General features: G+C 60.6%; 21 protein-coding genes. 11 read left to right on the top strand and 10 right to left on the bottom strand.

Annotated elements, in window-relative coordinates:
• The first annotated feature begins 6 nt into the window (after positions 1 to 6).
• Together SKA58_RS13785 and rlxS are read left to right on the top strand one after the other, a co-directional pair.
• Positions 7 to 378 carry a hypothetical protein gene (locus SKA58_RS13785; RefSeq protein ID WP_232209428.1) on the top strand — a complete coding sequence of 124 codons (372 nt, stop codon included), beginning with the start codon at positions 7 to 9 and terminating at the stop codon, positions 376 to 378.
• A gap of 248 nt (positions 379 to 626) precedes the next feature.
• Positions 627 to 2,591, top strand: a complete 1,965-nt coding sequence (rlxS, locus tag SKA58_RS13780) for a relaxase/mobilization nuclease RlxS (RefSeq protein ID WP_037543634.1) — start codon at positions 627 to 629, stop codon at positions 2,589 to 2,591.
• Between the two features lie 130 nt (positions 2,592 to 2,721).
• Here rlxS and SKA58_RS13775 read toward each other — a convergent pair whose 3' ends face one another.
• A complete protein-coding gene (locus tag SKA58_RS13775) occupies positions 2,722 to 3,873 on the bottom strand; it encodes a cysteine desulfurase family protein (protein WP_009823063.1) in 1,152 nt (383 codons plus the stop codon).
• A gap of 97 nt (positions 3,874 to 3,970) precedes the next feature.
• On the opposite strand from SKA58_RS13775, the gene SKA58_RS13770 reads away from it, so the two are divergent.
• The 7 genes from SKA58_RS13770 to SKA58_RS13745 all read left to right on the top strand — a co-directional run bounded on the left by SKA58_RS13770 (position 3,971) and on the right by SKA58_RS13745 (position 14,107).
• Complete coding sequence (locus tag SKA58_RS13770) at positions 3,971 to 4,966, top strand: DUF4007 family protein (RefSeq protein ID WP_083784905.1); 996 nt, start codon at positions 3,971 to 3,973, stop codon at positions 4,964 to 4,966.
• The gene (locus tag SKA58_RS13765; RefSeq protein WP_009823061.1) at positions 4,963 to 8,313 is read left to right on the top strand and encodes an ATP-binding protein; all 3,351 of its coding nucleotides are present in this window, start codon (positions 4,963 to 4,965) and stop codon (positions 8,311 to 8,313) included. The genes SKA58_RS13770 and SKA58_RS13765 overlap by 4 nt, the downstream gene beginning before the upstream one ends.
• On the top strand, positions 8,310 to 9,137 hold the full coding sequence (locus SKA58_RS13760) for a phosphoadenosine phosphosulfate reductase domain-containing protein (protein ID WP_009823060.1): 828 nt from the start codon (positions 8,310 to 8,312) through the stop codon (positions 9,135 to 9,137). Before SKA58_RS13765 ends, SKA58_RS13760 begins: the two co-directional genes overlap by 4 nt.
• A gap of 123 nt (positions 9,138 to 9,260) precedes the next feature.
• Positions 9,261 to 9,425: a hypothetical protein gene (locus SKA58_RS19905; RefSeq protein WP_009823059.1), complete on the top strand. Its 165-nt coding sequence runs from the start codon at positions 9,261 to 9,263 to the stop codon at positions 9,423 to 9,425.
• A gap of 2 nt (positions 9,426 to 9,427) precedes the next feature.
• Positions 9,428 to 11,449: an AAA family ATPase gene (locus tag SKA58_RS13755; protein WP_009823058.1), complete on the top strand. Its 2,022-nt coding sequence runs from the start codon at positions 9,428 to 9,430 to the stop codon at positions 11,447 to 11,449.
• A gap of 2 nt (positions 11,450 to 11,451) precedes the next feature.
• The gene (locus SKA58_RS19205) at positions 11,452 to 11,925 is read left to right on the top strand and encodes a DNA phosphorothioation-associated protein 4 (RefSeq protein ID WP_009823057.1); all 474 of its coding nucleotides are present in this window, start codon (positions 11,452 to 11,454) and stop codon (positions 11,923 to 11,925) included.
• 1 nt (position 11,926) lies between these two features.
• Complete coding sequence (locus SKA58_RS13745) at positions 11,927 to 14,107, top strand: DEAD/DEAH box helicase family protein (protein ID WP_009823056.1); 2,181 nt, start codon at positions 11,927 to 11,929, stop codon at positions 14,105 to 14,107.
• Between the two features lie 195 nt (positions 14,108 to 14,302).
• On the opposite strand, the gene SKA58_RS19900 is transcribed toward SKA58_RS13745, so the two are convergent.
• Positions 14,303 to 14,557: a hypothetical protein gene (locus tag SKA58_RS19900; RefSeq protein ID WP_156784207.1), complete on the bottom strand. Its 255-nt coding sequence runs from the start codon at positions 14,555 to 14,557 to the stop codon at positions 14,303 to 14,305.
• Between the two features lie 19 nt (positions 14,558 to 14,576).
• On the opposite strand from SKA58_RS19900, the gene SKA58_RS13740 reads away from it, so the two are divergent.
• Positions 14,577 to 14,867, top strand: a complete 291-nt coding sequence (locus tag SKA58_RS13740; RefSeq protein WP_037543624.1) for a UvrB/UvrC motif-containing protein — start codon at positions 14,577 to 14,579, stop codon at positions 14,865 to 14,867.
• Entirely contained in the window at positions 14,864 to 15,103 is a 240-nt protein-coding gene (locus SKA58_RS13735; RefSeq protein WP_009823053.1) for a DUF3253 domain-containing protein, read from the top strand. The genes SKA58_RS13740 and SKA58_RS13735 overlap by 4 nt, the downstream gene beginning before the upstream one ends.
• A 180-nt stretch (positions 15,104 to 15,283) precedes the next feature.
• On the opposite strand, the gene SKA58_RS13730 is transcribed toward SKA58_RS13735, so the two are convergent.
• From SKA58_RS13730 to SKA58_RS13695, 8 genes are read right to left on the bottom strand one after another with little or no spacing between them, the layout of a single operon-like run.
• Positions 15,284 to 15,940, bottom strand: coding sequence for a hypothetical protein (locus SKA58_RS13730; RefSeq protein WP_009823052.1), 657 nt, complete (start codon positions 15,938 to 15,940; stop codon positions 15,284 to 15,286).
• Entirely contained in the window at positions 15,937 to 16,398 is a 462-nt protein-coding gene (locus SKA58_RS19200; RefSeq protein ID WP_156784206.1) for a hypothetical protein, read from the bottom strand. The genes SKA58_RS13730 and SKA58_RS19200 overlap by 4 nt, the downstream gene beginning before the upstream one ends.
• Positions 16,395 to 17,705: a FliI/YscN family ATPase gene (locus tag SKA58_RS13720; protein ID WP_009823050.1), complete on the bottom strand. Its 1,311-nt coding sequence runs from the start codon at positions 17,703 to 17,705 to the stop codon at positions 16,395 to 16,397. Before SKA58_RS13720 ends, SKA58_RS19200 begins: the two co-directional genes overlap by 4 nt.
• Complete coding sequence (locus SKA58_RS13715) at positions 17,695 to 18,300, bottom strand: hypothetical protein (RefSeq protein ID WP_009823049.1); 606 nt, start codon at positions 18,298 to 18,300, stop codon at positions 17,695 to 17,697. Before SKA58_RS13715 ends, SKA58_RS13720 begins: the two co-directional genes overlap by 11 nt.
• A complete protein-coding gene (locus SKA58_RS13710) occupies positions 18,285 to 18,728 on the bottom strand; it encodes a hypothetical protein (RefSeq protein WP_009823048.1) in 444 nt (147 codons plus the stop codon). Before SKA58_RS13710 ends, SKA58_RS13715 begins: the two co-directional genes overlap by 16 nt.
• Positions 18,725 to 19,465: a type III secretion system inner membrane ring lipoprotein SctJ gene (gene sctJ / locus SKA58_RS13705; protein WP_009823047.1), complete on the bottom strand. Its 741-nt coding sequence runs from the start codon at positions 19,463 to 19,465 to the stop codon at positions 18,725 to 18,727. The genes SKA58_RS13710 and sctJ overlap by 4 nt, the downstream gene beginning before the upstream one ends.
• Positions 19,466 to 19,484: 19 nt before the next feature.
• Positions 19,485 to 19,871: a hypothetical protein gene (locus SKA58_RS19195; protein WP_009823046.1), complete on the bottom strand. Its 387-nt coding sequence runs from the start codon at positions 19,869 to 19,871 to the stop codon at positions 19,485 to 19,487.
• Complete coding sequence (locus SKA58_RS13695; protein WP_009823045.1) at positions 19,868 to 20,182, bottom strand: hypothetical protein; 315 nt, start codon at positions 20,180 to 20,182, stop codon at positions 19,868 to 19,870. The genes SKA58_RS19195 and SKA58_RS13695 overlap by 4 nt, the downstream gene beginning before the upstream one ends.
• Positions 20,183 to 20,185: the final 3 nt, after the last annotated feature.

Below are 20,185 nucleotides of genomic sequence, written 5' to 3'. Positions count from 1 at the left end.
GTAGCGTTGGAGATCATCATGGGCATGGTTCAGGGCATCGGAACGGCGTCAGATCGCATGTTGGACACGCTGGTTGCCGGACTGGAATTGGAGTTTGGACGCGGTGTCGGGGAGGCCTTGGTGCAAGGTTTCCTGGATGCCGAGGATGTCGACTTTCACTGGGACGCAAGGGCCCTGGAGCGCTGGATCGGCGCCTATGAGAGCGCCGACGACGAGGATTTTGAACTCGACCGGATAGCGATCTGCGGGCAGCTGAATGGGGAATGGTTCTGCGCCACCATGCTCGTGGATGGCGATGCGCAGGCCCATGGGATGACTGGATGTCGCCAGTACAGGTCGAAAATGCAGGCGCGCAAGGCGATGTTCGATGCGCACTGACACACCGGAAATTTGCGGAGAGAGGCGGCGGCGCAAGGCGTTCGTCTCTCCCCTTTTTTTGAGCCGGGATGGAAGCAGGGGGAGAAAGGGGAAACAAGATAAAGGCATTGTCTATCGACTCTGCATAAGTCTTTGTCTGCACATCCTTTTTTCGCGAGACAGCTGGCCGCCGTCGCGAGACATTACAGGCATGAATGGCGGCAATCTGCGGATTTATGGCCATGCTCGCGAGATGGGAGGGCGTTGCTATGCCTGACGACGATCTCACGCCGAAGCTCGGCAAGACGCGCGGCAATGATAGTAAGCGCACACTCAAATATGGTGGACGGATCCTGGCGGCGACGCGGCTTGCCGGTAAGAAGACGGGTATTAAGTCGCGGCGCTTCGATGGCAGCCGCATCGGGCGCGGTGCGAGCATGGGGCGCCTCCTTTCCAGTCGCGACCGGCTAGGCGGCTTTCGTGGACGCCGCGCGGTTGTGAAGGCGAGCCTTATGAGGCTCGGTGGCAAGGCCGGCCAAGCTGCCCATGCCCATATGCGCTACATCCAGCGCGACGGGGTCACTCGCGAGGGTCTGCCAGGCGAACTCTACGGCCCGGAAACTGACCAGGCCAATGGCGACGAATTCCTGAAACGTACGGCTGGTGATCGCCACCAATTTCGCTTCATTGTCTCTGCTGAAGATGGGGCAGAATATCCCGACCTCAAGCCCTATGTCCGGCGCCTCATGGCCCAGGTTGAGCAAGACCTTGGCACGAAGCTCGACTGGGTCGCGGTCGACCATTTCAACACCGAACGCCCCCACACCCATATCGTCCTGCGCGGCGTCGATGACCGGGGCGACAATCTGATCATCGCGCGGGAGTATATTTCTCATGGGCTGCGGGAGCGCGCGTCCGAACTGGTGACCCTCGATCTTGGCCCCCGTACCGACCAGGAAATCGAGGCGCGTCTTCGCCAGGATGTCGACCAGGAGCGGCTGACTGCGATCGACCGCCGACTGCTCCGCCGGATGGATGCTGATCGCGAGGTGTCGCCCGCCGACAATGATCCTTTCCAGCAGTCCGTGGCGGCCGGACGGTTGCGGAAGCTGAAGGCGATGGAGCTTGCCGAGGATGTCGGCGGCGGGCGCTACCGTCTGGCCGACGGGATAGAAGATACGCTCCGCCGCATGGGCGAACGCGGTGACATTATCCGCCTCATGCAGCGCGAACTCACGGCACGTCGGCTGGACCGAGCCGGCGTCGAGCAGGTGATAACGACAGATGTCCGCGAACCGATTATTGGCCGGTTGATTCAGCGAGGCTTCTCCGACGAGCATCGGGACCGTCATTATGTGATGGTCGACGGCGTCGATGGGCGGGTCCATTATGTAGACATCGGCCGGGGTGATGCTGTGCCATCGGTCCCTGAGAATGCGACCGTGCGGATTGAGCCGACGAGCGCGAGAGTGACGCAGGCAGATCGTACGGTCGATGCTGTCGCACGCGCCAACGGTGGGCGCTATTCGGTCGATCTTCACCTGGCGCATGACGCCCAAGCCAGTGAAGCCTATGCCGCAAGTCATGTTCGTCGGCTTGAAGCGATGAGACGCGCCGGCGTTGGACCCGAGCGATTGGCAGACGGCAGTTGGACTATCCCAGGCGATCATCTCGCCCGAGCCGAGGCTTATGCGCAGCGTCAGCAACGCGACCGGCCAGTAGTCCTGTCGGTCTTGTCCCGAACGCCGGTTGCCGAGCTTGCAGCCAAAGACGCGCCGACATGGCTCGATCGCGAACTGGCCGATAGATCCGGCAGCGCGGCGCGAGATATCGGTTTCGGGCGTGAGGTTCGTAACGCATTGGTGGCGCGGCGGCAGTGGCTGGTCGAGCAGCAATTGGGCGATGGTCTAGGCGCCGAGTTCCGCCTGCGTGACCGAGCGATGGATACATTGCAAAAGCACGAGTTGCGCAAGGCTGGCGATCGGCTTGCAGACGGTGTCGGCAAGCATTTCGAGCCTGCCCGAAACGGCGAACGGATCGAGGGCATAATTGCTCGCCGCATTGATCTCGAAAGCGGCAGCTATGCCGTTGTCGAACGATCGCGGGATTTTACCCTCGTCCCTTGGCGCGATGTACTTGAGCGCAACATCGGTAAGACGGCGTCCGGGGTCATGCGGACGGACGGTATCAGCTGGCAATTCGGGCGCGGCCGGTCAGGGCCAACCATTTCGTGAATTGCTGGCGCAGCCATTGCCTGCCTGGGAACGAGTCCGTACGCTCAGACGTCAGCCTCGATAAGCAGCGCCTTGGACGGAAGCTATACCTGGTCTGTATGCGGGCAAACGGGAAATAGGCGGTTTACGGTCAGCGGGCCGCGATATGAGTGAGCGCGGCACCGATCATCGCAATTGCCAAGTCGATTTCAGTTTCAGTGTTGAAACGACCGATGGAGAACCGGATTCCCTCTGAGGCTTCCTGAGAATTCATGCCAATCGCCTGCAAGACATGCGATGGGGAGAGCTTTCCGCTCGTACATGCGGAGCCTGTCGAGGCGGCTATGTCAGGTTGCAGTCGGCTCAACAGATCGTCTGCATTAATCCCTGGAAAACGGACGTGGAAATTACCTGGATGCTTAGGGACAGCGCACGCCGTTTCGACAAGATCCGGAATAATCTCGCGAAGCCCGCTTGCAAGCTGTTCGCGGAGCGCTGCAATGTCTGCCCGCTCCTTGGCACCTTTGCGAACAATGATCGCCATGGCTTCAGCAAACGCAACACACAAGGGAGCGGGAATCGTGCCCGGGCGAAGCCCCGCTTCCTGCCCCCCGCCGAACATCAGAGGTTTTGGTCGCCATGGAGCGACGGTCGATAAGTAGAGCGCGCCGATAGCCTTTGGCCCATAGATTTTATGGCTTGAGAAGCTCGCCGCATCGACCCCCCATTCCGACACATTGATGTCCATCGCCAAAACCGCTTGTGTAGCGTCGCAATGCACGAAGGCGCCCGAAGCTGACGCCAACCGCGCTAAGTTTGCGACATCTTGAATCGTACCGATTTCATTGTTTGCAGCCATGATTGAAACGACCGCCACATCCGGCTTCAACAGAGACAGGAAATAGCTGGGATCGATCAATCCTTCCCCATTGACGGGTATAATCTCGACAGCAAATCCATAAGCGACCGCGGCCGCAGCAGACTCGAGGACTGCTTTATGCTCCGTAGCGCCAACCAAAATGCGCCGCCGCTCCGATGGAGCCCCGAGGGCGGCGCCAAGGACACCGAGATTGTCTGCTTCGGTCGCGCCCGATGTGAAAATCACTTCTTCTGCATCTGCTCCGATGCAATCCGCGATGCGACTGCGAGCATCCTCTACAACAGAGCGCGCGCGCCATCCGAGCTTGTGATCCTCCGAACTTGGATTGGCAAACTCGATTGCCATACCCTCATTCAGCAGCTTAAGGACTGCCGGATCGATGGGCGTTGCAGCTTGATTATCGAGGTAGATCGTATCCGGCACAGTGTCGTCCTACTGCCTGGTGAGTGTCACCAGGGAAAGGTTGACATACGAGGGTCAATGGCTGCATTCAACTGGAACAGTTATCCAGTGGAAAAATATGACGCGCAGCATTCTCGATTCAAGCCAAGCAAGGCTGCAATTTGCGGGCCATGAGACATTTCCGCTTCGGTACGGGTGGTTAAAAAAAGCTTACGATGCTGTTATCCGGGAAGAAAAGTCCGGAGAACCCATGGGCGCTATCTTTAATGAAGAAGAGGCGATCGCCACATTCGGCGTAGGTCGAAACATGGTCTTGTCTATAAAGCATTGGGCACTTGCTACAGGTATACTTTGTGCGGAAGATATTCCAGGCGAACGATCCTCGAGAATTTCGCGCGGACAGCTTGGAGATTTGCTTTTTGGTGAACGGCTAGACACTTATCTCGAGCATCCCGGCTCTCTATGGATGCTGCATTGGGCGCTGGCCTCAAAGCCAGGACGTGCCACGGCTTGGCATTGGGCCTTCAACGAATTTCACGAACCGGCTTTCGATCGCGAGTTGATGCGCCGCCGGCTGCAGCGCAGATGTGACGAGCTGTCGCAGTCAGGACGCCTCGGTAATGGCCGAACGATCAGCGACATCACTATTCGCCGCGACATTGAGTGCCTCGTTAGAACTTACTTTGCAGCCGCTGGCGGCGCCCGGCGTGCGCCCGAAGATAGCATCGAATGCCCGCTTGCCGAGCTTGGCCTTATCCAGAAGGCTGGAGTTGGCGAGCAATATCGATTCCGTCGCGGCCCGAAGGCTTCTCTCGCGGACGAGGTGTTCCTGTTTGCGCTCGTGGATTTCTGGCGCACTTATTTCCCGGACCGTCGATCCTTCTCCGTCGACTTCCTGACTTTTGAGCGCGGTTCCCCTGGGCAGGTCTTCCTCTTGGACGAAGAGTCGGTGGCAGAGCGTCTAGTCCGACTCGACGGCTTAACCGACGGCGCTCTGCGCTGGGATGAGTCGTCTGGCATGCGGCAGCTTTACGCGCATGATCTTGAAGGCATTGATGCATGGCAACTTATCCGCGCCATGCTGGTCCGCGACCTCGGAGCGATCGCCGCATGACCGCCATTGATCTCTCCAACGTAAAAGTGGCCCGGCGTTTCACGCGATCAATCCGTGTCGATTCGGACATCTCCGATTCCGCGGCGCTTGACGGATATGTTCTGACGCAATCGGCGGTCGATGCATTGCTGATCATGGCTAGGCACCGCGTCGCCAATCGCCATGGCGCTTTCACCTGGACAGGCCCTTACGGCAGCGGCAAGTCTAGCCTCGCATTGGCGTTGGCTGCCCTGCTTCACTGCGGCAAGGCCGAAGTCAAAAAGATATTCAAAACCGGCGAACCCCGAGACGTAGGGGACCTGCTTGATGCATTCCGCAAGGGGGCCGGCGTTTGGACCGTCGTACCGGTAGTCGGTCAGCGATCCAATCCTGAAGACGTCATCGCAACGGCCGTCGCTGCGGCGGTTGGAACCGATGTCACGAGGAAACCAAAGGAACGCTTTGCCGCTTGGATTGGTCGTGTCGCACAAGAGCAAAGTGGCCAGGGTCTCGTGTTGATCATCGATGAGATGGGCAAATTCCTGGAGCATGCCACTCTTGATGGAGGCGATATCCATGTTTTCCAGGAATTGGCCGAAATATCGTCGCGGTCCGACGGCAGACTCGTTGTCGTAGGAATTCTGCATCAGGCCTTCGACGAATATGCGCACCGTCTGTCTAGGCAGGCTCGCGACGAGTGGCTTAAGGTTCAAGGGCGGTTCGTTGATTTATCGATCAGCTTGGCTGGCGATGAACAAATCGAACTTATTGCGCGCGCTATCGAGGCGCCCGGACACGCCTTAAGCGTGGATGCGACTGTATTGACCGTTGCGTCTGCCGTTCGTGGCGGCCGCGTTGATAAGACGGAGGTGCTAGCTTCGCGCCTCGCATCTTGTTGGCCACTACACCCGCTTACCGCCGCGATGCTTGGCCCACTATCGCGGCGCCGTTTTGGACAAAGCCAAAGGAGTATTTTCGGTTTCCTTACGTCGGCCGAACCCTTCGGTTTTCAGGATCACCTCAAAAGTCCCTCCAGCGGCGGGCTTTTTGAACCATCCGGCCTGTGGGATTATCTGCGCGCCAATCTCGAGCCCGCGATCCTTGCCTCACCCGACGGACATCGATGGTCAACTGCGGTAGACGCCGTCGAACGGTGCGAGGTTCGTGGCGGCGATGCGCGTCATCTCTCAGTTCTAAAAACAATTGCCTTGCTTGATCTGTTTAAAGATCGGTCGGGGCTCCAGCCGACGCCGGACGTGGTCCAACATGCGACCGCGGATCTTGGCGACGCAATGTTCAACAAGGTGATAGCCGACCTGATAGCTTGGTCGGTCATCGTCTTCCGGAAGCATAGTGACAGCTATGCTATTTATGCTGGCAGCGACTTTGACATCGAGAAAGCGATCGAAGAGGCGCGCGCCAACGGCATTAGCGTAAATTTCAAGCAGCTCGCGGCTCAGGCCGCGCTTCAACCCGTATTGGCCAAGCGGCACTATGAGACCACGGGAGCCTTGCGCTGGTTCGAGGTAGATATTGCCCCCTTGCACGACGCAGGCGAACGCGTCCGAACTTACAAACCTGCTGCCGGCTCAGCGGGTCTATTTCTGGTTCTTGTGAGCGCGAACGGTGAAGGCAAGGAGGCTGCAAAGCGGATCGTGAAGTCCGCCGCTGCAGAAGCAGGCCAACATCTTGTCATTATCGGTTGGACCCGCGACAGCTACCGATTGCGGGAGCTGGGCGCTGAGTTGGCATGCCTGGAATATGTGAGGGCGCATCGCCCCGAACTGGAGGGCGATGCGATCGCGCGCAGGGAGGTTGATGCGCGCATCTCCCGAATCTCGGCTGATCTTGACGATCGGCTTAGCAATGCCCTGGAACTGGTCGATTGGCAGGGACCCGCAGATGCTGACCTCGACAAGGTTACTGGGCTTGCCGGTCCGGCCGCATTGAGTGTGCTGGCGTCGCGTCTTGCTGACTGGCGGTATCCTTCGACTCCCCATCTTCGCAATGAACTCGTCAACCGGACCAAGCCCTCGTCAAATGCTGCGGCGGCAACACGGTCACTGTTGCGGGCGATGGTCGAACAGCGTGGTGTCGAACGCCTGGGCCTGAAGGGCTTCCCGCCTGAAGCAGGACTTTTCGTCAGCTTGCTTGAGTCCACTGGGCTTTACGCCCCATCGGTTCAGGGCGGCTTTGCTTTCGTTGCCCCGGACGATGTCGATGAAAGCGGCTTGGCGCCGCTCTGGCGCGCAGCTGATGAAGCGCTCGAGGCTGATAGCGAAGGATGTACGCTCGCCGAGATTTTTGCGCTTTGGCGACAGGCTCCTTTTGGCGTTCGCGATGGCCTGCTCGGAATACTGGGCGTGGCTTATCTGCTCACCCGAGCCGAACGCATCGCGACCTATCTCGATGAAGTTTTCCGACCGCAGTTGGATGGCTTTCTCGTCGACCGCCTGTTACAGGATGCTAGCGCGGTTCGTATGCGTTCCGTTGAATTGAGCGATCTCGATACGAAGTTGATTGCTGGCTTGGCTGAGCGCCTTTCCGGCCATGAGCCGATCGATCCGACGCCGTTGGAGGTCGCTCGCGCGGTCGTCCAGCAGGTGCGCGCGCTTCCGAACTGGACACTGCGAACTTCCTTGCTATCAGATAGTGCCACCACACTTCGAAACCTTGGCAAAAATTCGAGCGATCCCAATCAGCTTCTATTCGAGGATCTGCCCAGGCAAATGAGTCGCAGTGGCGACCCACTGGCTGTTATGGTCCACGAGTCCATCCTCGAACTCAAGTCGGCTTACGCGGAGATGCTCACCGATCTAGCATCAACTATGTTTGCGGAACTGCGGTTCAGCCCTCCTCTGAATGGTAGTTACGCGAATCTGCACAAGCGCGCGGATAATGTACGCGGGCTGTCTGGCAATTTCCGTCTGGACGCTCTGGCGACGCGCCTGTCGAGTTTCGATGGAGATCTCGCCGAGGTCGAAGGTATTGCGAGCCTGGCTGCCAACAAGCCGCCTAGGGACTGGGTTGATCGCGATATCGACGCGGCTAAGGTCGAAATTGCAGCCCTGGCACAACAGTTTTTGCGAGCAGAGGGCCTTGCTCATCTCAAGGGCCGTGCCGATGGTCGCATCACAATGACGGTATATTTGAGCGATCCAAGCTATCCAGCGCCTGCGGCTCCGCATTTTGAGCTCGACACCCAAGAAAGAGAGGCGGCTAGGGATCTTGCTGCCAAAATTGAGGCGCTGATCGGGCTTGAAGGAGCAAGCTCACATATTGCGCTGGGTGCGCTTGCTCATCTCGGATTGGCCCTAGCCGATGCTGCCGACATAGACGAGACCCGTACCATGGTGACACCGGAATGATCGAACGGCACGTCCTTGGCATATCCGGCGGAAAAGACAGTGCCGCGCTCGCTGTCTACATGCGCCAGAATTTCCCCGAACTCGACCTCGAGTATTTCTTTACGGATACTGGCAAGGAGCTGCCGGAGGTCTATGAGTTTTTGGGCCGGCTTGAGGGCTTCCTCGGTAAGCCCATCCTTCGGCTCAATCCCGATCGAGACTTCGACTTCTGGCTTACCGAATATAAAAATTTTCTGCCTTCTCCGCAGACGCGTTGGTGTACTCGGCAGCTGAAGATTAAGCCATTTGAGGAATGGTTGAAACCGGCGCTTAAGGCGGGTGAACGGATCAACAGCTATGTCGCCATTCGGTCCGACGAGGACTATCGGGAAGGCTATGTATCACCACAGGACAACCTGCGGGTCCATTTGCCGTTCCGGTCGGCGGGAATCGATAAAGCGGCCGTCACCGAACTACTGGAATCTGCCGGTGTTGGTCTGCCAGACTATTACCGTTGGCGCTCGCGCAGCGGTTGCACTTTCTGCTTCTATCAGCAGAAGATCGAGTGGGCACGCCTGCTCGATGAACATCCAGACGCGTTTGAGGAAGCCAAAAGCTACGAAAAGAACGCACTCGACCACGGGTCGCCATTTACTTGGAGTCATGGAGAGTCGCTTGATGAATTATCGCGCCCAGAACGGCTCGAACAAATTCGCGCCGACCATGCGCGCCGGGTCGAACGACTGCTCGCCAAGCGCCCTCGAAACATGCTTGCAGACGAAGAGGCAATAGACATTGACGCCGTCTATGGTACCGGTAAACTTTGCCTAACCTGTCACAAATAAGTCCTACATCAGCGATCACGATTACAACCGAAATGGCTTTTTCTCACCTTGCTGGGTTGGCTGTTAACGAAAACTCAGAATTTATAGACTTTGTCGTCAGTGCAAATTCAGGGGGAATGCGAGATGGACGACAGTCCGCCGATTAGTGAGGATCAGCAGCGGCGCGTGATTGCCCAGATTGTCGAGCTTCAGCGCGAATTCTACTTTGAGAATAAGAACAAGGAAACCGAGCGTCGTCGTCGGCTACGAGACATCGTTGATCGGGCTACTCCGCAAGGGGAGAGCTGACGATGTGGCTCGAGGAGATCACGCTTAAAGATTTTCGCTGCTTTTTTGGGGAGCATGTTCTCACCCTTTCCACCGATGAGGATGAAAATGTGACGCTCATCCACGCCGAGAATGGTGTGGGTAAGACGACGCTCCTCAACGCGATGCTTTGGTGTTTCTACGGCCTCACCACCGCGAAATTCGAACGCAAGCATGACCTTGTCAACCATGACGCGATGGCGGCTGGCAGCACCTCGGCGTTCGTCGAGGTGCTGTTCGAGCATAACGACAAGCGCTACCGTGCCCGGCGCTATGCGCCCGCTCCGGGGTCGTCTGTCGAACGAGCCTTCTCCATTATGCGAATGGATGAGGGTCACAGCCACCAGATCGATAATCCCGATAGCTTCATAAATACCGTTATCCCCAAGACCATGGTGGGCCACTTCTTGTTCGATGGCGAACACGCCGAATTCATTCTTGGCGAGGAAAATCGGGGCAGCGTGAGAAAAGCAGTTCAGGACATTCTTGGCTGTAATCTCATCAATACCGCCATAGCGGACCTCGAAGATGCAGCGAGCTATTATCGCAAGCAGATGCCGAAGACGCGGGCGAGCGCGTCAATCAGTTCGTTATCACAGGCGATTGAGACGCTCGACGGACAGATCGCTTCGGCTAAATCCGCTGTCGACGGGCTCAAGCAGGAGACCGACACGGTCAATCAGCAGATCGCCGATATCGACGCGAAGCTTCGAAATTCGGCCGCGGCGAAGGAGTTGCAGCGTCGGCGCGACGGGGTCGAGCGACAGCTTCTTGGCGCGCGCAAGCGGGCGAAGGACGCCCAAGACGAGGTTTTGAAATGGCTCGGCGATAATGGCCGCTTCCTTGTATCCACGCGCATTGCCGAACAGACATTCGACCATTTGCAGGCCCAGGAGAACAAGGGCGGAATTCCATCGCCCTATAATGAGGAGTTCGTCAAAGACCTTCTCGAGATGGAAGAATGCATTTGTGGTGCAGAGCTGGTGCCGGGGTCAGCTCCCTATCTTCACGTGGAAAGCCGCCTCCATAAGGCGGCCAACGCAACTCTTCGAAGCCGCCTTAACGGCATTCGCGCGATAATCTCTCAGTTGAAAACCGAACGAGAGCGTGCGCCGGGGCGGCTGGACGCTGCCAATAAGCGGCTGTTCGCCGCGCGGACCGATGTGACATCAGCGGAGGCTGAACTCGGAGAGATATCCGAGAAGCTACAGGGGATCGATTTCGGTGAGATCGCCGCGCGCGAAACAAAGCGCAATGAACTGCGTGCTCGCCTCAGTGAAATCGACCGCAGTATCGGCGCATTCGGCAATCGGATCGTAGCAGCCGAATCGGACAAGGCTGCTAAACAGAATGAGCTGCGGCGGCAGGCGGAAGATGACGACGGCGCGCGCATCTTCGTGAAGCGCCACACCGTTTGCGACACTTTGAAAAAGCGCCTTGAGGCCGAATTACAGGAGGAAGAAGAGGAGGCTCGCAGAATCTTGCGTATGAGCATCGGCAAGGTGCTTCAGGCCACCTCCCGCAAGACATTTAAGCTTAAGCTCAGTGATGAATATGGCGTCTCCTTGGTCAACGAGGCCGGAACGCAGCTCCCGAAGTCCAGCGGCGAAAATCAACTCCTGGGTCTGGCCTTTACTGCCGCGCTCGTCGAATTTGCCAAACTTCGCCAGAATGCCCAGGATCATCGGCTCCTGCGCGGAACCGTAGCTCCTCTGGTTTTGGACTCTCCTTTTGGTCAGCTTGATGAAAGCTACAGACAGACGACGGGTGAATATGTCCCGCGCATGGCAAGCCAAGTTGTTCTGATGGTGTCTGGATCTCAAGCCAAGGGGGGCGCGGTAGAAGCACTGCGGGAAAGGATTGGAAAGGAATATGTTCTTGTGCGAACCAACAAGAGTGCGCGCAAAGAGGGCGCGCGCGAGGTAAAGCAGCTTCGTGGTAAGGATTACGAGACCAGCCTCTTCGATCAGCCCGCTGATGGTACCGAAATCGTGGAGGTGAAGTAACAATGGTTGCGCGGGCTCCAAACATTAATCGCAGCAGGGTCTACGAGGATATCGTCCAGAGGCTGGCCGCGATGCCACTTCCCGATTCCGATCGACGGCTCTTTCCGACGATCCGCGAGCTTCTCTGCTTCGCCGCCTTACTTGGCTACTCGGAGGGGCGCCGCACGCCGCTAGATCGGTCGCAAGGAGTTGAAGACATCTCCTATCAGCAGTTCGAGCGCGGGGATGCCGAACACCTCATTTTCCTTATCGCTCTGGCCGAGGCACAGGATACGGATATTCTGCGTGAAGGCGAAGAAGTGCGCTGCGCAGAGATTTTCGAGGAATACGCAAATGGCGGGCTTGCCATCATCAAAGACTTTCTGCTGCGGTCTGGTGGCGAATATCCCGATCGTGCCTTGATGGGGATGTTACACGATCTGAAGTATTTGATCGTGCCGAAGGCAGAGCCCGATCTAGCCGCCGTCAAATTTTGACATGCTGCGCGATATTGCCGCAAAAGGCGTCTACAAGTCGGACCAGGACAACATTCTGGAGGACTTCTACTTTCCAGCACTCTCGATAGCGTCGAGCTATGATCGTGCGGTGGGATTTTTCTCCGGCTCGACCCTCTCCTACGCCGCGCAGGCGCTATCGACCTTCATAACGAATGGCGGCAACATCCGACTGATCCTGGGCGCTTTCGCTGACGCGCGAGATATCGAGGCGGTGAAACGGGGCGAGGATTTAAAGGCACTAGCATCCCGGATTGGAGAGCAGTTCCTTGCAGAAATCGAGGAGGCGAAAGATCCCCTCTTCACCGAACGCTTCGCCACATTGGCTTGGCTTGTCGCCCACAATCGCATGGAAATCAAAATCGCCCTGCGCGCCCATGGGATGTATCATGACAAGATCGGCATCATCACCGATGCGACGGGAGATGCCTTCGTCTTCGCAGGGTCCGCCAATGAAAGCGCGCATGCGCTGCTGCCCACTCATAATTATGAGTCGATCGATGTGTTTCCAACTTGGAAGCCTGAGCTCGAATCCTATTATCAGCCACATCGAGAAAGCTTCGAGCGGCTGTGGGAAAATCGGAGCCGAGGCACAGCGGTGCTCGATATGCCAACGGCGATCCGAGAAAAGCTGTTGGAGGTATCAGCAGCGTTGGATGTCCCGCCCGACCCCGCGCGAGAGGCTGCGATTGCCCGCCGTTTGCAAGCGGCCGCCGCAGACGAAAATGTCAGTCTAAGGCCGATCGGTCCCATATTGCCTGAGACGATCAACGGTTACCCGTTCGAAATTCGGGAGCACCAGCGCGATGCCCTTAATGCCTGGGCGGAAAAAGGCGCGTTTGTGGGAGTTTTCGACCTCGCAACCGGCGCCGGCAAGACCATCACCGCAGTCTATGGCATCGTGCAGATGTCCAAGCAAGTGCCAGGCCTGACCGTCGTGATCGCGGTTCCTTATCAGAATCTGGCGGACCAATGGTGCGACATATTGGAGCAATTCAATATCCATGCGGTCCGGTGCTATGTCGCCAAGTCGCAGTGGTCGGAGGACCTCATCCAAACGGTGCAAAACATTCGGCTCGGTGCTCAATCCTTCGCTGCCATCGTCGTGGTAAACCGGACGTTGAAAAGCCCCGAGTTTCAGAGCGCAATCGCTCGCATTCCAGACAAGCAATTTCTGTGGATCGGCGACGAGTGCCATCATCACGCATCAGAGGCCTACGTCGGATTTCTCCCCGGAAACGCCGCTTATCGCATTGGCCTTTCTGCAACGCCAGAGCATTATCTCGACGGCGATAGAAACGCCCGCTTGGCTGCCTACTATGGCCAGACGGTCTACACCTACACGCTTGCACAGGCGATCAGCGACAAGGTGCTGACTCCCTATGACTATCACCCGACGATCGTCGAACTCACGCCCGAGGAGGCTACTGATTTCATCGAGGTTTCCGACGAGATCGCGCGCCTTTTTGCGCGCGAGGCGCTAGCAAACAAGCCGAGCCAAGGGCTAAAGGCACTCTTGATGAAAAGGGCGCGCATCGTCGCGTCGGCCCACAACAAGATTGCGGCACTTCGATCTGTGTTGAACGGCAAGCGAAGGCAACAACACACTCTCTTCTATTGTGGCGATGGCACTGTCGATCTGACCGCCGACTTCGATGACGATGACGATGACGACAATGACGATTTGGAGCGCGGTTTCGCGGGGCGTCAAATCGAAGTGGTGAGCCAGATCCTCGATCAGATGGGATGGAGAATTTCTCGTTTCACCTCGCGGGAGCCCCGCAAAGAGCGGGCATCAATCCTCAATAGCTTCAAAATCGGCCTTATCGACGGCATGGTTGCGATCAAATGCCTAGACGAGGGAATAGACGTACCTGCTTGCAGCACTGCCTACATTTTAGCGAGTGCCCGTGATCCACGGCAATTCATTCAGCGTCGCGGTCGAATTTTGCGTCGAAGCCCGGGCAAAGAGGTGGCGACCATATTCGATTTCATTGTTGTCCTTCCGCCAGGCACCCACGATGGCGGAGGGCATGCGCGAAAACTTATCCAGGCGGAGCTGAAGCGGGTGGCCGAATTCAACACGCTCGCCCGAAACAGCAGCAATGCCTACCAAGTGCTCCGGCCTGTGCTGCAGGAATATGATTTAGAGCACCTTGTTTAACGGTCGCCTCTGTGGCTCCAATCGATTGGGACTTCTGCACCCGAATATTTTGTTTGAAGGGTGTTCATCGTAAAAATATGGCGGTTCGTCGCGAACAAAAGTCGAACTAAAAATGAACGAATTTTGATGGTATTTTTAATGGTACCGTCAAATGTCGAGTGAGAGAATTACATTCCAATTCAAATGCTTGATGCTTCAATTCGATGTCGTCCCCGGCACCATAATTTCTTTTTCCCTCATCCCGCAGCACCCACAGCCGTTCAGCGACGGCTTAGACGGGTTTTGAACACCGCGTCGTTTAAGCGAGGGATTGCCCGGTAAGCCCGGCTCAGGAAAATAGGGGTATTGCGCCGGTCGGTTCATCACCATGCCCACCACCTGCATATCGTTCTTGGCTGATGGCTCGACGAAATCGATCGCGATCATCTCGCCGGCGGTGAGAAAATCCATTCTCAGGCGTTTCGCAGAAATGACTGACACGATCGAGACCCTGCAAGCCAGAATGGAAGCCGCAGTCCGTGCCCTGGATTTTGAGCAGGCGAGCCGCGTCCGAGACATGATCAGCCTGATCCGCGGCGGTGCCACAGTGACCGAAGCTGAGAGGGCGGACCTGTCGGGCGTCGAGCGTCAGCGCCCCGGCGCTATGGGACTCGGCACCAACCGACAGCAAGTGACGGCACCGGAGGGTTGGAAGCCCCCTGCCAAGCCCGATCCGATGACTGCGGGGCGGTCGTCGCGCAAAGGGCGCCGGAAGCAGTGACGGCAAGCGCGCGACACACGGTCTTGGCGCTGCTGGCCAAGCGAACGGCAGACGCGACCATATGCCCGAGCGAGGTGGCGCGCGCCATGACTGGATCGGAGGAGCCATGGCGAGACGCGATGCCGATGGTGCACGCCGCCGTTGACGCGCTGCTTGGCGAGGGCCAGCTCAAGCTGAGCTGGAAGGGGGCGGTGCTGACGGAGCGCAATGGACCGTATCGCATCGGGCGCAAGTAATGGCGCGGCTTTTGCTGCGGAACAGCCTATCCTGCCGGTCAGGACGATGGGATCGGGCTTTGCATGCGGTATTGCGCCAGATGGCATACCGGCCCCAGCGACAGCGTCTGGTCGGACCGACGCGAGCCGCCCCTGTGCGCACCAATGCGGCGCCGATGGCGGCGGAGGTCTGAAGGCCGTTTAGCGCAGCGCTGCCCCGCCGTCGCGGATCGTCGCGTCCAGCCCTCGGGCGCGCAGCCGCGCTTCGAGCTCCTTGAGCGCCTCATTCCTGTCCTGCGCGTCTGCGCCAAGGTCGATCACCACGGACAGCCCACCTTGCTGCGCATCGATCCGCACATGTTCGGCGCGCCACTGGTCGCCTGGCAGACAGAGGTGGGTGGAGGCCGATGACGGGGCTCCTGCATCCATCCGCTGCACCCACATTTGCGCGCTCGCCGCCTCTTGCACGGCCGCGCCGGCAGGGGATGTCGCCACTGGCGCGCCCTGCGCCTCGCCCGTCCGCTGGAGTTGAGGCGCGAGCGCCTGGCTCACCTTGTCATCGCTCGGCCCTGACGCGGAGCCATGCTTTGCCACCCCCAGGGTCTGCGCCGACAATGCCAACGGCATGGCGGTAGCCGGCGCGGGCGCGGGGAGCGTCGCCGCTTCGTCCGCACCTTTCTGCTTGCGCAACGGCTTGCCCTCGCCGCCGCCATTCCTGGTCTTGCGCGCCAGCAGGTTGCGAAAATTTTCCGCCGCTTCGGAGCCGGCCGCGTCCTTGGCGACCGTATCCGCCCGCGTCCCTGTGCCCGTGCGCAGTGCCACCGGCTGCGGCGTTGTCGAGTCGATCGCCGCGCTCATGCCAGCATCGCCGGGATCGGGGCGGGACGCACCTCGTCCTCGGCGCGGCGGCCGACCTGGCGCTGCCAGCTCTGCACCGCGCGCTCCAGTTCCTGCAACATCGCATCATGCCGCGCCTGCGCGCGCAGCCATTCGCGCTTAAGCCGGTCGGCCAGCGCACGCGCCTCCGCCAGCGCCGCGCCGGCCTGGGTGCGTAGCAGCTGCGATGCCTCCGCTCGTGCGGATACGGCCTGGCAATGCAGCTGGACCAGCGGGTCGCAGGGCTGGCCGAGCCGCTCCGTCATCGCCGCCGCCCGGCTCGCCAACGCGTCGGCGCAGGCGCGCGCCGCCTGCTCCTCCTGCACCTGCGCGGCGACGATTGCCTGCCGCGCGGCTGCTACATCGTGCGCGCACCGCTCCAGGTCGCGCTTGCGCAGCCGGACGATGGTCTTGAGCTGGTCGATCTGGTCGCTCATCATTCAAATCCTCTCAGGATGGCGCGTGTCATCGGCAAGGACGCCGTTTCATGAGTCGATTGCCGCAGGAAGCCGTCCATTTCGTCGCGCCGCGCGATGGCGCGGTCGGCCAGTGCGTCCTGCCCCGGCTTATAGTCGCCGACCTGCAGCAGCAGCTCGATCTCGTCGAGCTTGGCGAGCATCGCGCGAAAGGACAGGGCGGCGCGGCGCTCGCCGTCCTCCATCAACTGTCCCATCAGCCGGCTCTGGCTCACCAATATGTCGATCGCAGGATAGTGGCCGCGCGCCGCCAGCTTGCGTGACAGGATGACATGACCGTCGAGCAGCGATCGCACTTCCTCGCCGACCGGGTCATCCTCCTCCTCCTCCAGCAGCACCGTATAGATACCGGTGATCTCGCCGCAGGCGTCGCATCCGGCCCGTTCAAACAGGCGCGGCAGTTCGGCGAAGACCGAAGGGGGAAAGCCGCGCCGCACCGGCGGCTCGCCCGACGCCAGACCGATCTCGCGCAGTGCGCGGGCGAAGCGTGTCACCGAATCCATGAGCAGCAGGACATGCTTGCCCTCGGCGCGAAAGCCCTCGGCGATGGCGGTGGCGGCATGGGCGGCGCGCGCGCGCTCCAGCGCCGGGCGGTCGGATGTCGATGCAATCACCACCGATCGCGCCAGTCCCTCGCTGCCCAGATTGTCCTCGATGAATTCGCGCACCTCGCGACCGCGCTCGCCGATCAGAGCGATGACAATAACGTCGGCCTGGGCTTGCCGCGCCAGCGTGCCGAGCAAGGTACTCTTGCCGCCGCCTGCCGCGGCAAACACGCCGATCCGTTGCCCGCGTCCCAGCGGCAGCAGCCCGTCGATCGCGCGCACGCCCGTTTCCACCTGCCTGTCGATCCGCTGGCGCTCCATCGGATTGGGCGCGGCGGCATAGAGGGGCTGGCTGGCCGGCGTTTCGACCGGTGGCCGCCCGTCGAGCGGTTGCAACCGCGCGTCCAGCACCCGGCCCAGCAGCGCGCCCGACACCGGCACGCGGTCCTCGCCCACGCGCACCATCACTTCGGTTTCGCCCGACAGGCCGCGCAGGTCTCCCATCGGCGACAGGATCGCTTCATGTTCGGACAGGCCGACCACCTCGGCCAGCAGCGAATGGCGGCCCGCCGGGCTCGCCAACTCGCAAATGTCGCCGATGCGCACGGTGACGCCGCTCACGCGGATCGCCGTGCCGATCGCGCCGCGTACCTTGCCACGCTGCTCGAAGCCCGGCCCGGCCTCCAGCGTGTCGAACAGGGCGGACAGGCGGGTGTCAGAGCGCATCGGCCACCTCCCAGCGCGCGGCGAAGGATTGTATCTGTACGCCCACATCGGCGACGATCCGACCATCCGGGGCCGTTAGCCGGCACTGGTCGTCGGTTAGGCCTTCGCGCGGCCGTACCGCCAGTTCGACCGATGACGGCCGGTCGGCGAATGCGCGCTCGATATGCGGCTGCATCGCGGCGGACACTTCGACCAATATCGGTCCGCGCGACCCCAGCGCCTCGACGGCGCGGCGGGCGATGCCGGCCATTCTATCCTCGGCGGGTAGCGCGCCGACCATCTGGCGCAGCGCCGCCAAAGCCAATGCGGCGACATCCTCGTCGCGGCGGGCGGCATCGGCCTGCGCCTCCTCGGTCAGCGCGACGATCGCCTCGGCAAAGGCAGCGCGGCCCTCCTCTTCACCGGTGCGCCGGCCCTCCGCAGCCGCCGCCTCGCGCGCCTCGGCCAGGGCTTGTGCCTGCCTGTCATGCCAGCCCCGCACCGCGTCCAGCAGCGCGACGGCCTCGGTAATCGGCGCGCGCTCCTGGTCGCGCAGCAGCGGCTTGTCGCTCGCTAGCAGGCTGCGCCCATCGGCGTGGATCAGGTGAAAGGCCATGCGTCCAGTTCCTTGAGAAGCGCTTCGGCCTGGCCCAAGCGTTGGCGCGCCTCGGCGTCCGTGGCCGCCCCGCGCAGCAAGCGCTCGGCTGCATGAGGCAGCACCTCAATTGGGGGCAGTGGATCGCGACCGCCATCTTCCAGCATCCACAGCCGTTCCAGTACCGGCGCGCCCACCAGCATGGCGTAGCCGCGCAGGCGCGCGCCGTCGATCAGTCGCCCCAGCGCCGACTGCGCGCCGATCAGCAGCGCGACCGTCGCGACTCGCTGCTGCCGCGCGGGGGCCAGAGCCGGCCATCGCGGTAGCGCGCGCAACGTCGCAAAATCCGGTCGCGCCGGGCGACCAAGGCGCGCGCCACGAGTCATCGGCCAGCCGCCATGACGCGCCACCTGCGCCAGTTCGCGCCGCGCCGCCGAACCGCTGCTCATGCCTGCTCGCTCTCGACCCGTGCGGGGACCGCGACGGGGCGCCGCCGACGCCAGAACAGGGTGGCGAGCCCGCCCAGCCCGGCCAGCGCCAGCAGCAAGCGGCTTGCCCAGCTGTCGAAGCTCGCTACCAGCATCGACTGCTCGGGCGGCGGCGCGGCCTGGCTTGGCACCATCACCACCGACACCTTGTCATAGGCCAGTCCTTCGATGCTGTTGGTCACCAGCGACTTAATCGCCCCGGTCTGGCTGCGCAGGTCATAGCCGGGCTGATATTTGACGAAGATGGCGGCCGATGCGGGCTTGATTTTGTCGGACAGGGGGTCGGCTTCCGGCATGGCGAGATGGACGCGCGCCTGGACGACGCCGTCAATCTCGCTCACGGTGTGGCTCAGTTCCTGGCTCAACCCGTAGATCAGCCGCGCCCGTTCCTCCACTGGGGAGGAGACGAGCCCCTTCTTCTCGAACAGCGACCCCAGATTGGCGAAATCCTCGCGCGGCAGGCCCTTGGCCCGCAGCAGCTGGATCGCCTTGGAAAAATCGTCGGGGCTGACGGCGACGGCCCACTGGCCGTCCTTGTCCGCTGATTTGGCGGCATCGATATGCGCGTCGCGCAGCGCCGCGATCATGTCGTTGGCCTGACCCTCCTTCAATTGACCGTAGATTTCCTGGCTGCCGCACCCGGCCAGCGCCAGCGCGGCGACCAGGGCCAGGCCCGACCTTCCGATTCTGGGGATCACCGTCTCTCTCCTCTCAGTTTCAGCCCTGCTGGCGGAACAGCTGCTGCACGCCTTCCGAGCTGCGATTGGCGATGTTGGACGTCAGCTGGCAATGGAACATGAATTCCTGGCAGCGCATCGTCAGCTGGACGACCTCGCCCGGCGTCAGTTCGCCGCCCGTGCCTTCCACCGACCGGGCATAGTCGGCGACCGACTTGGCTTCGCCATTCACCTTGTCCAGCGTGCCGAGCATGCCGCGCAGCGCCGGCGACATGTCGGTGCCGCCGATATGCTCGGTCGCCGCGACCTTGAGCGACGCCGCAAAATCGGCCGCCGCGTCCTGCCCGGCCTGCTGGGGCATGGCCGGGGCCAGCTCCACCTGCCGGGCGGGGATCGCCGCCTGCGCGGTGACGGGATCGACCATCATTGCTTGCGCGCCATGGTTTCGAGCGCCTTGGACACGCTGTCAATCGAACTGTGCGAGCTGTTCGACAGGAAGCTCATCTTCATCGCCTCGGCGGTCAGCATGGTGATCTGCGAGGGGTTATCGCCGCCTTCATTGGCGATCAGGTCGGATTTCTGTTCGATCGTCGCGGCCTGGCGGTCGAGCGCCTTGCCCCAGGCGGAGGCAAAGGCTTCGAACCAGTTGCCGGGCGCGTCGTCCTGGCGCATGCGCGCGCCGGTCAGCGGCGTATTGGCCAAGGTCGCCATGTCGGCGCGGGAAATGCTGTCGGTCATGTC

It is taken from the genome of Sphingomonas sp. SKA58, assembly GCF_000153545.1.
Lineage (GTDB): Bacteria > Pseudomonadota > Alphaproteobacteria > Sphingomonadales > Sphingomonadaceae > Sphingobium > Sphingobium soli.
This window is presented reverse-complemented; position numbering and strand designations above follow the sequence as displayed.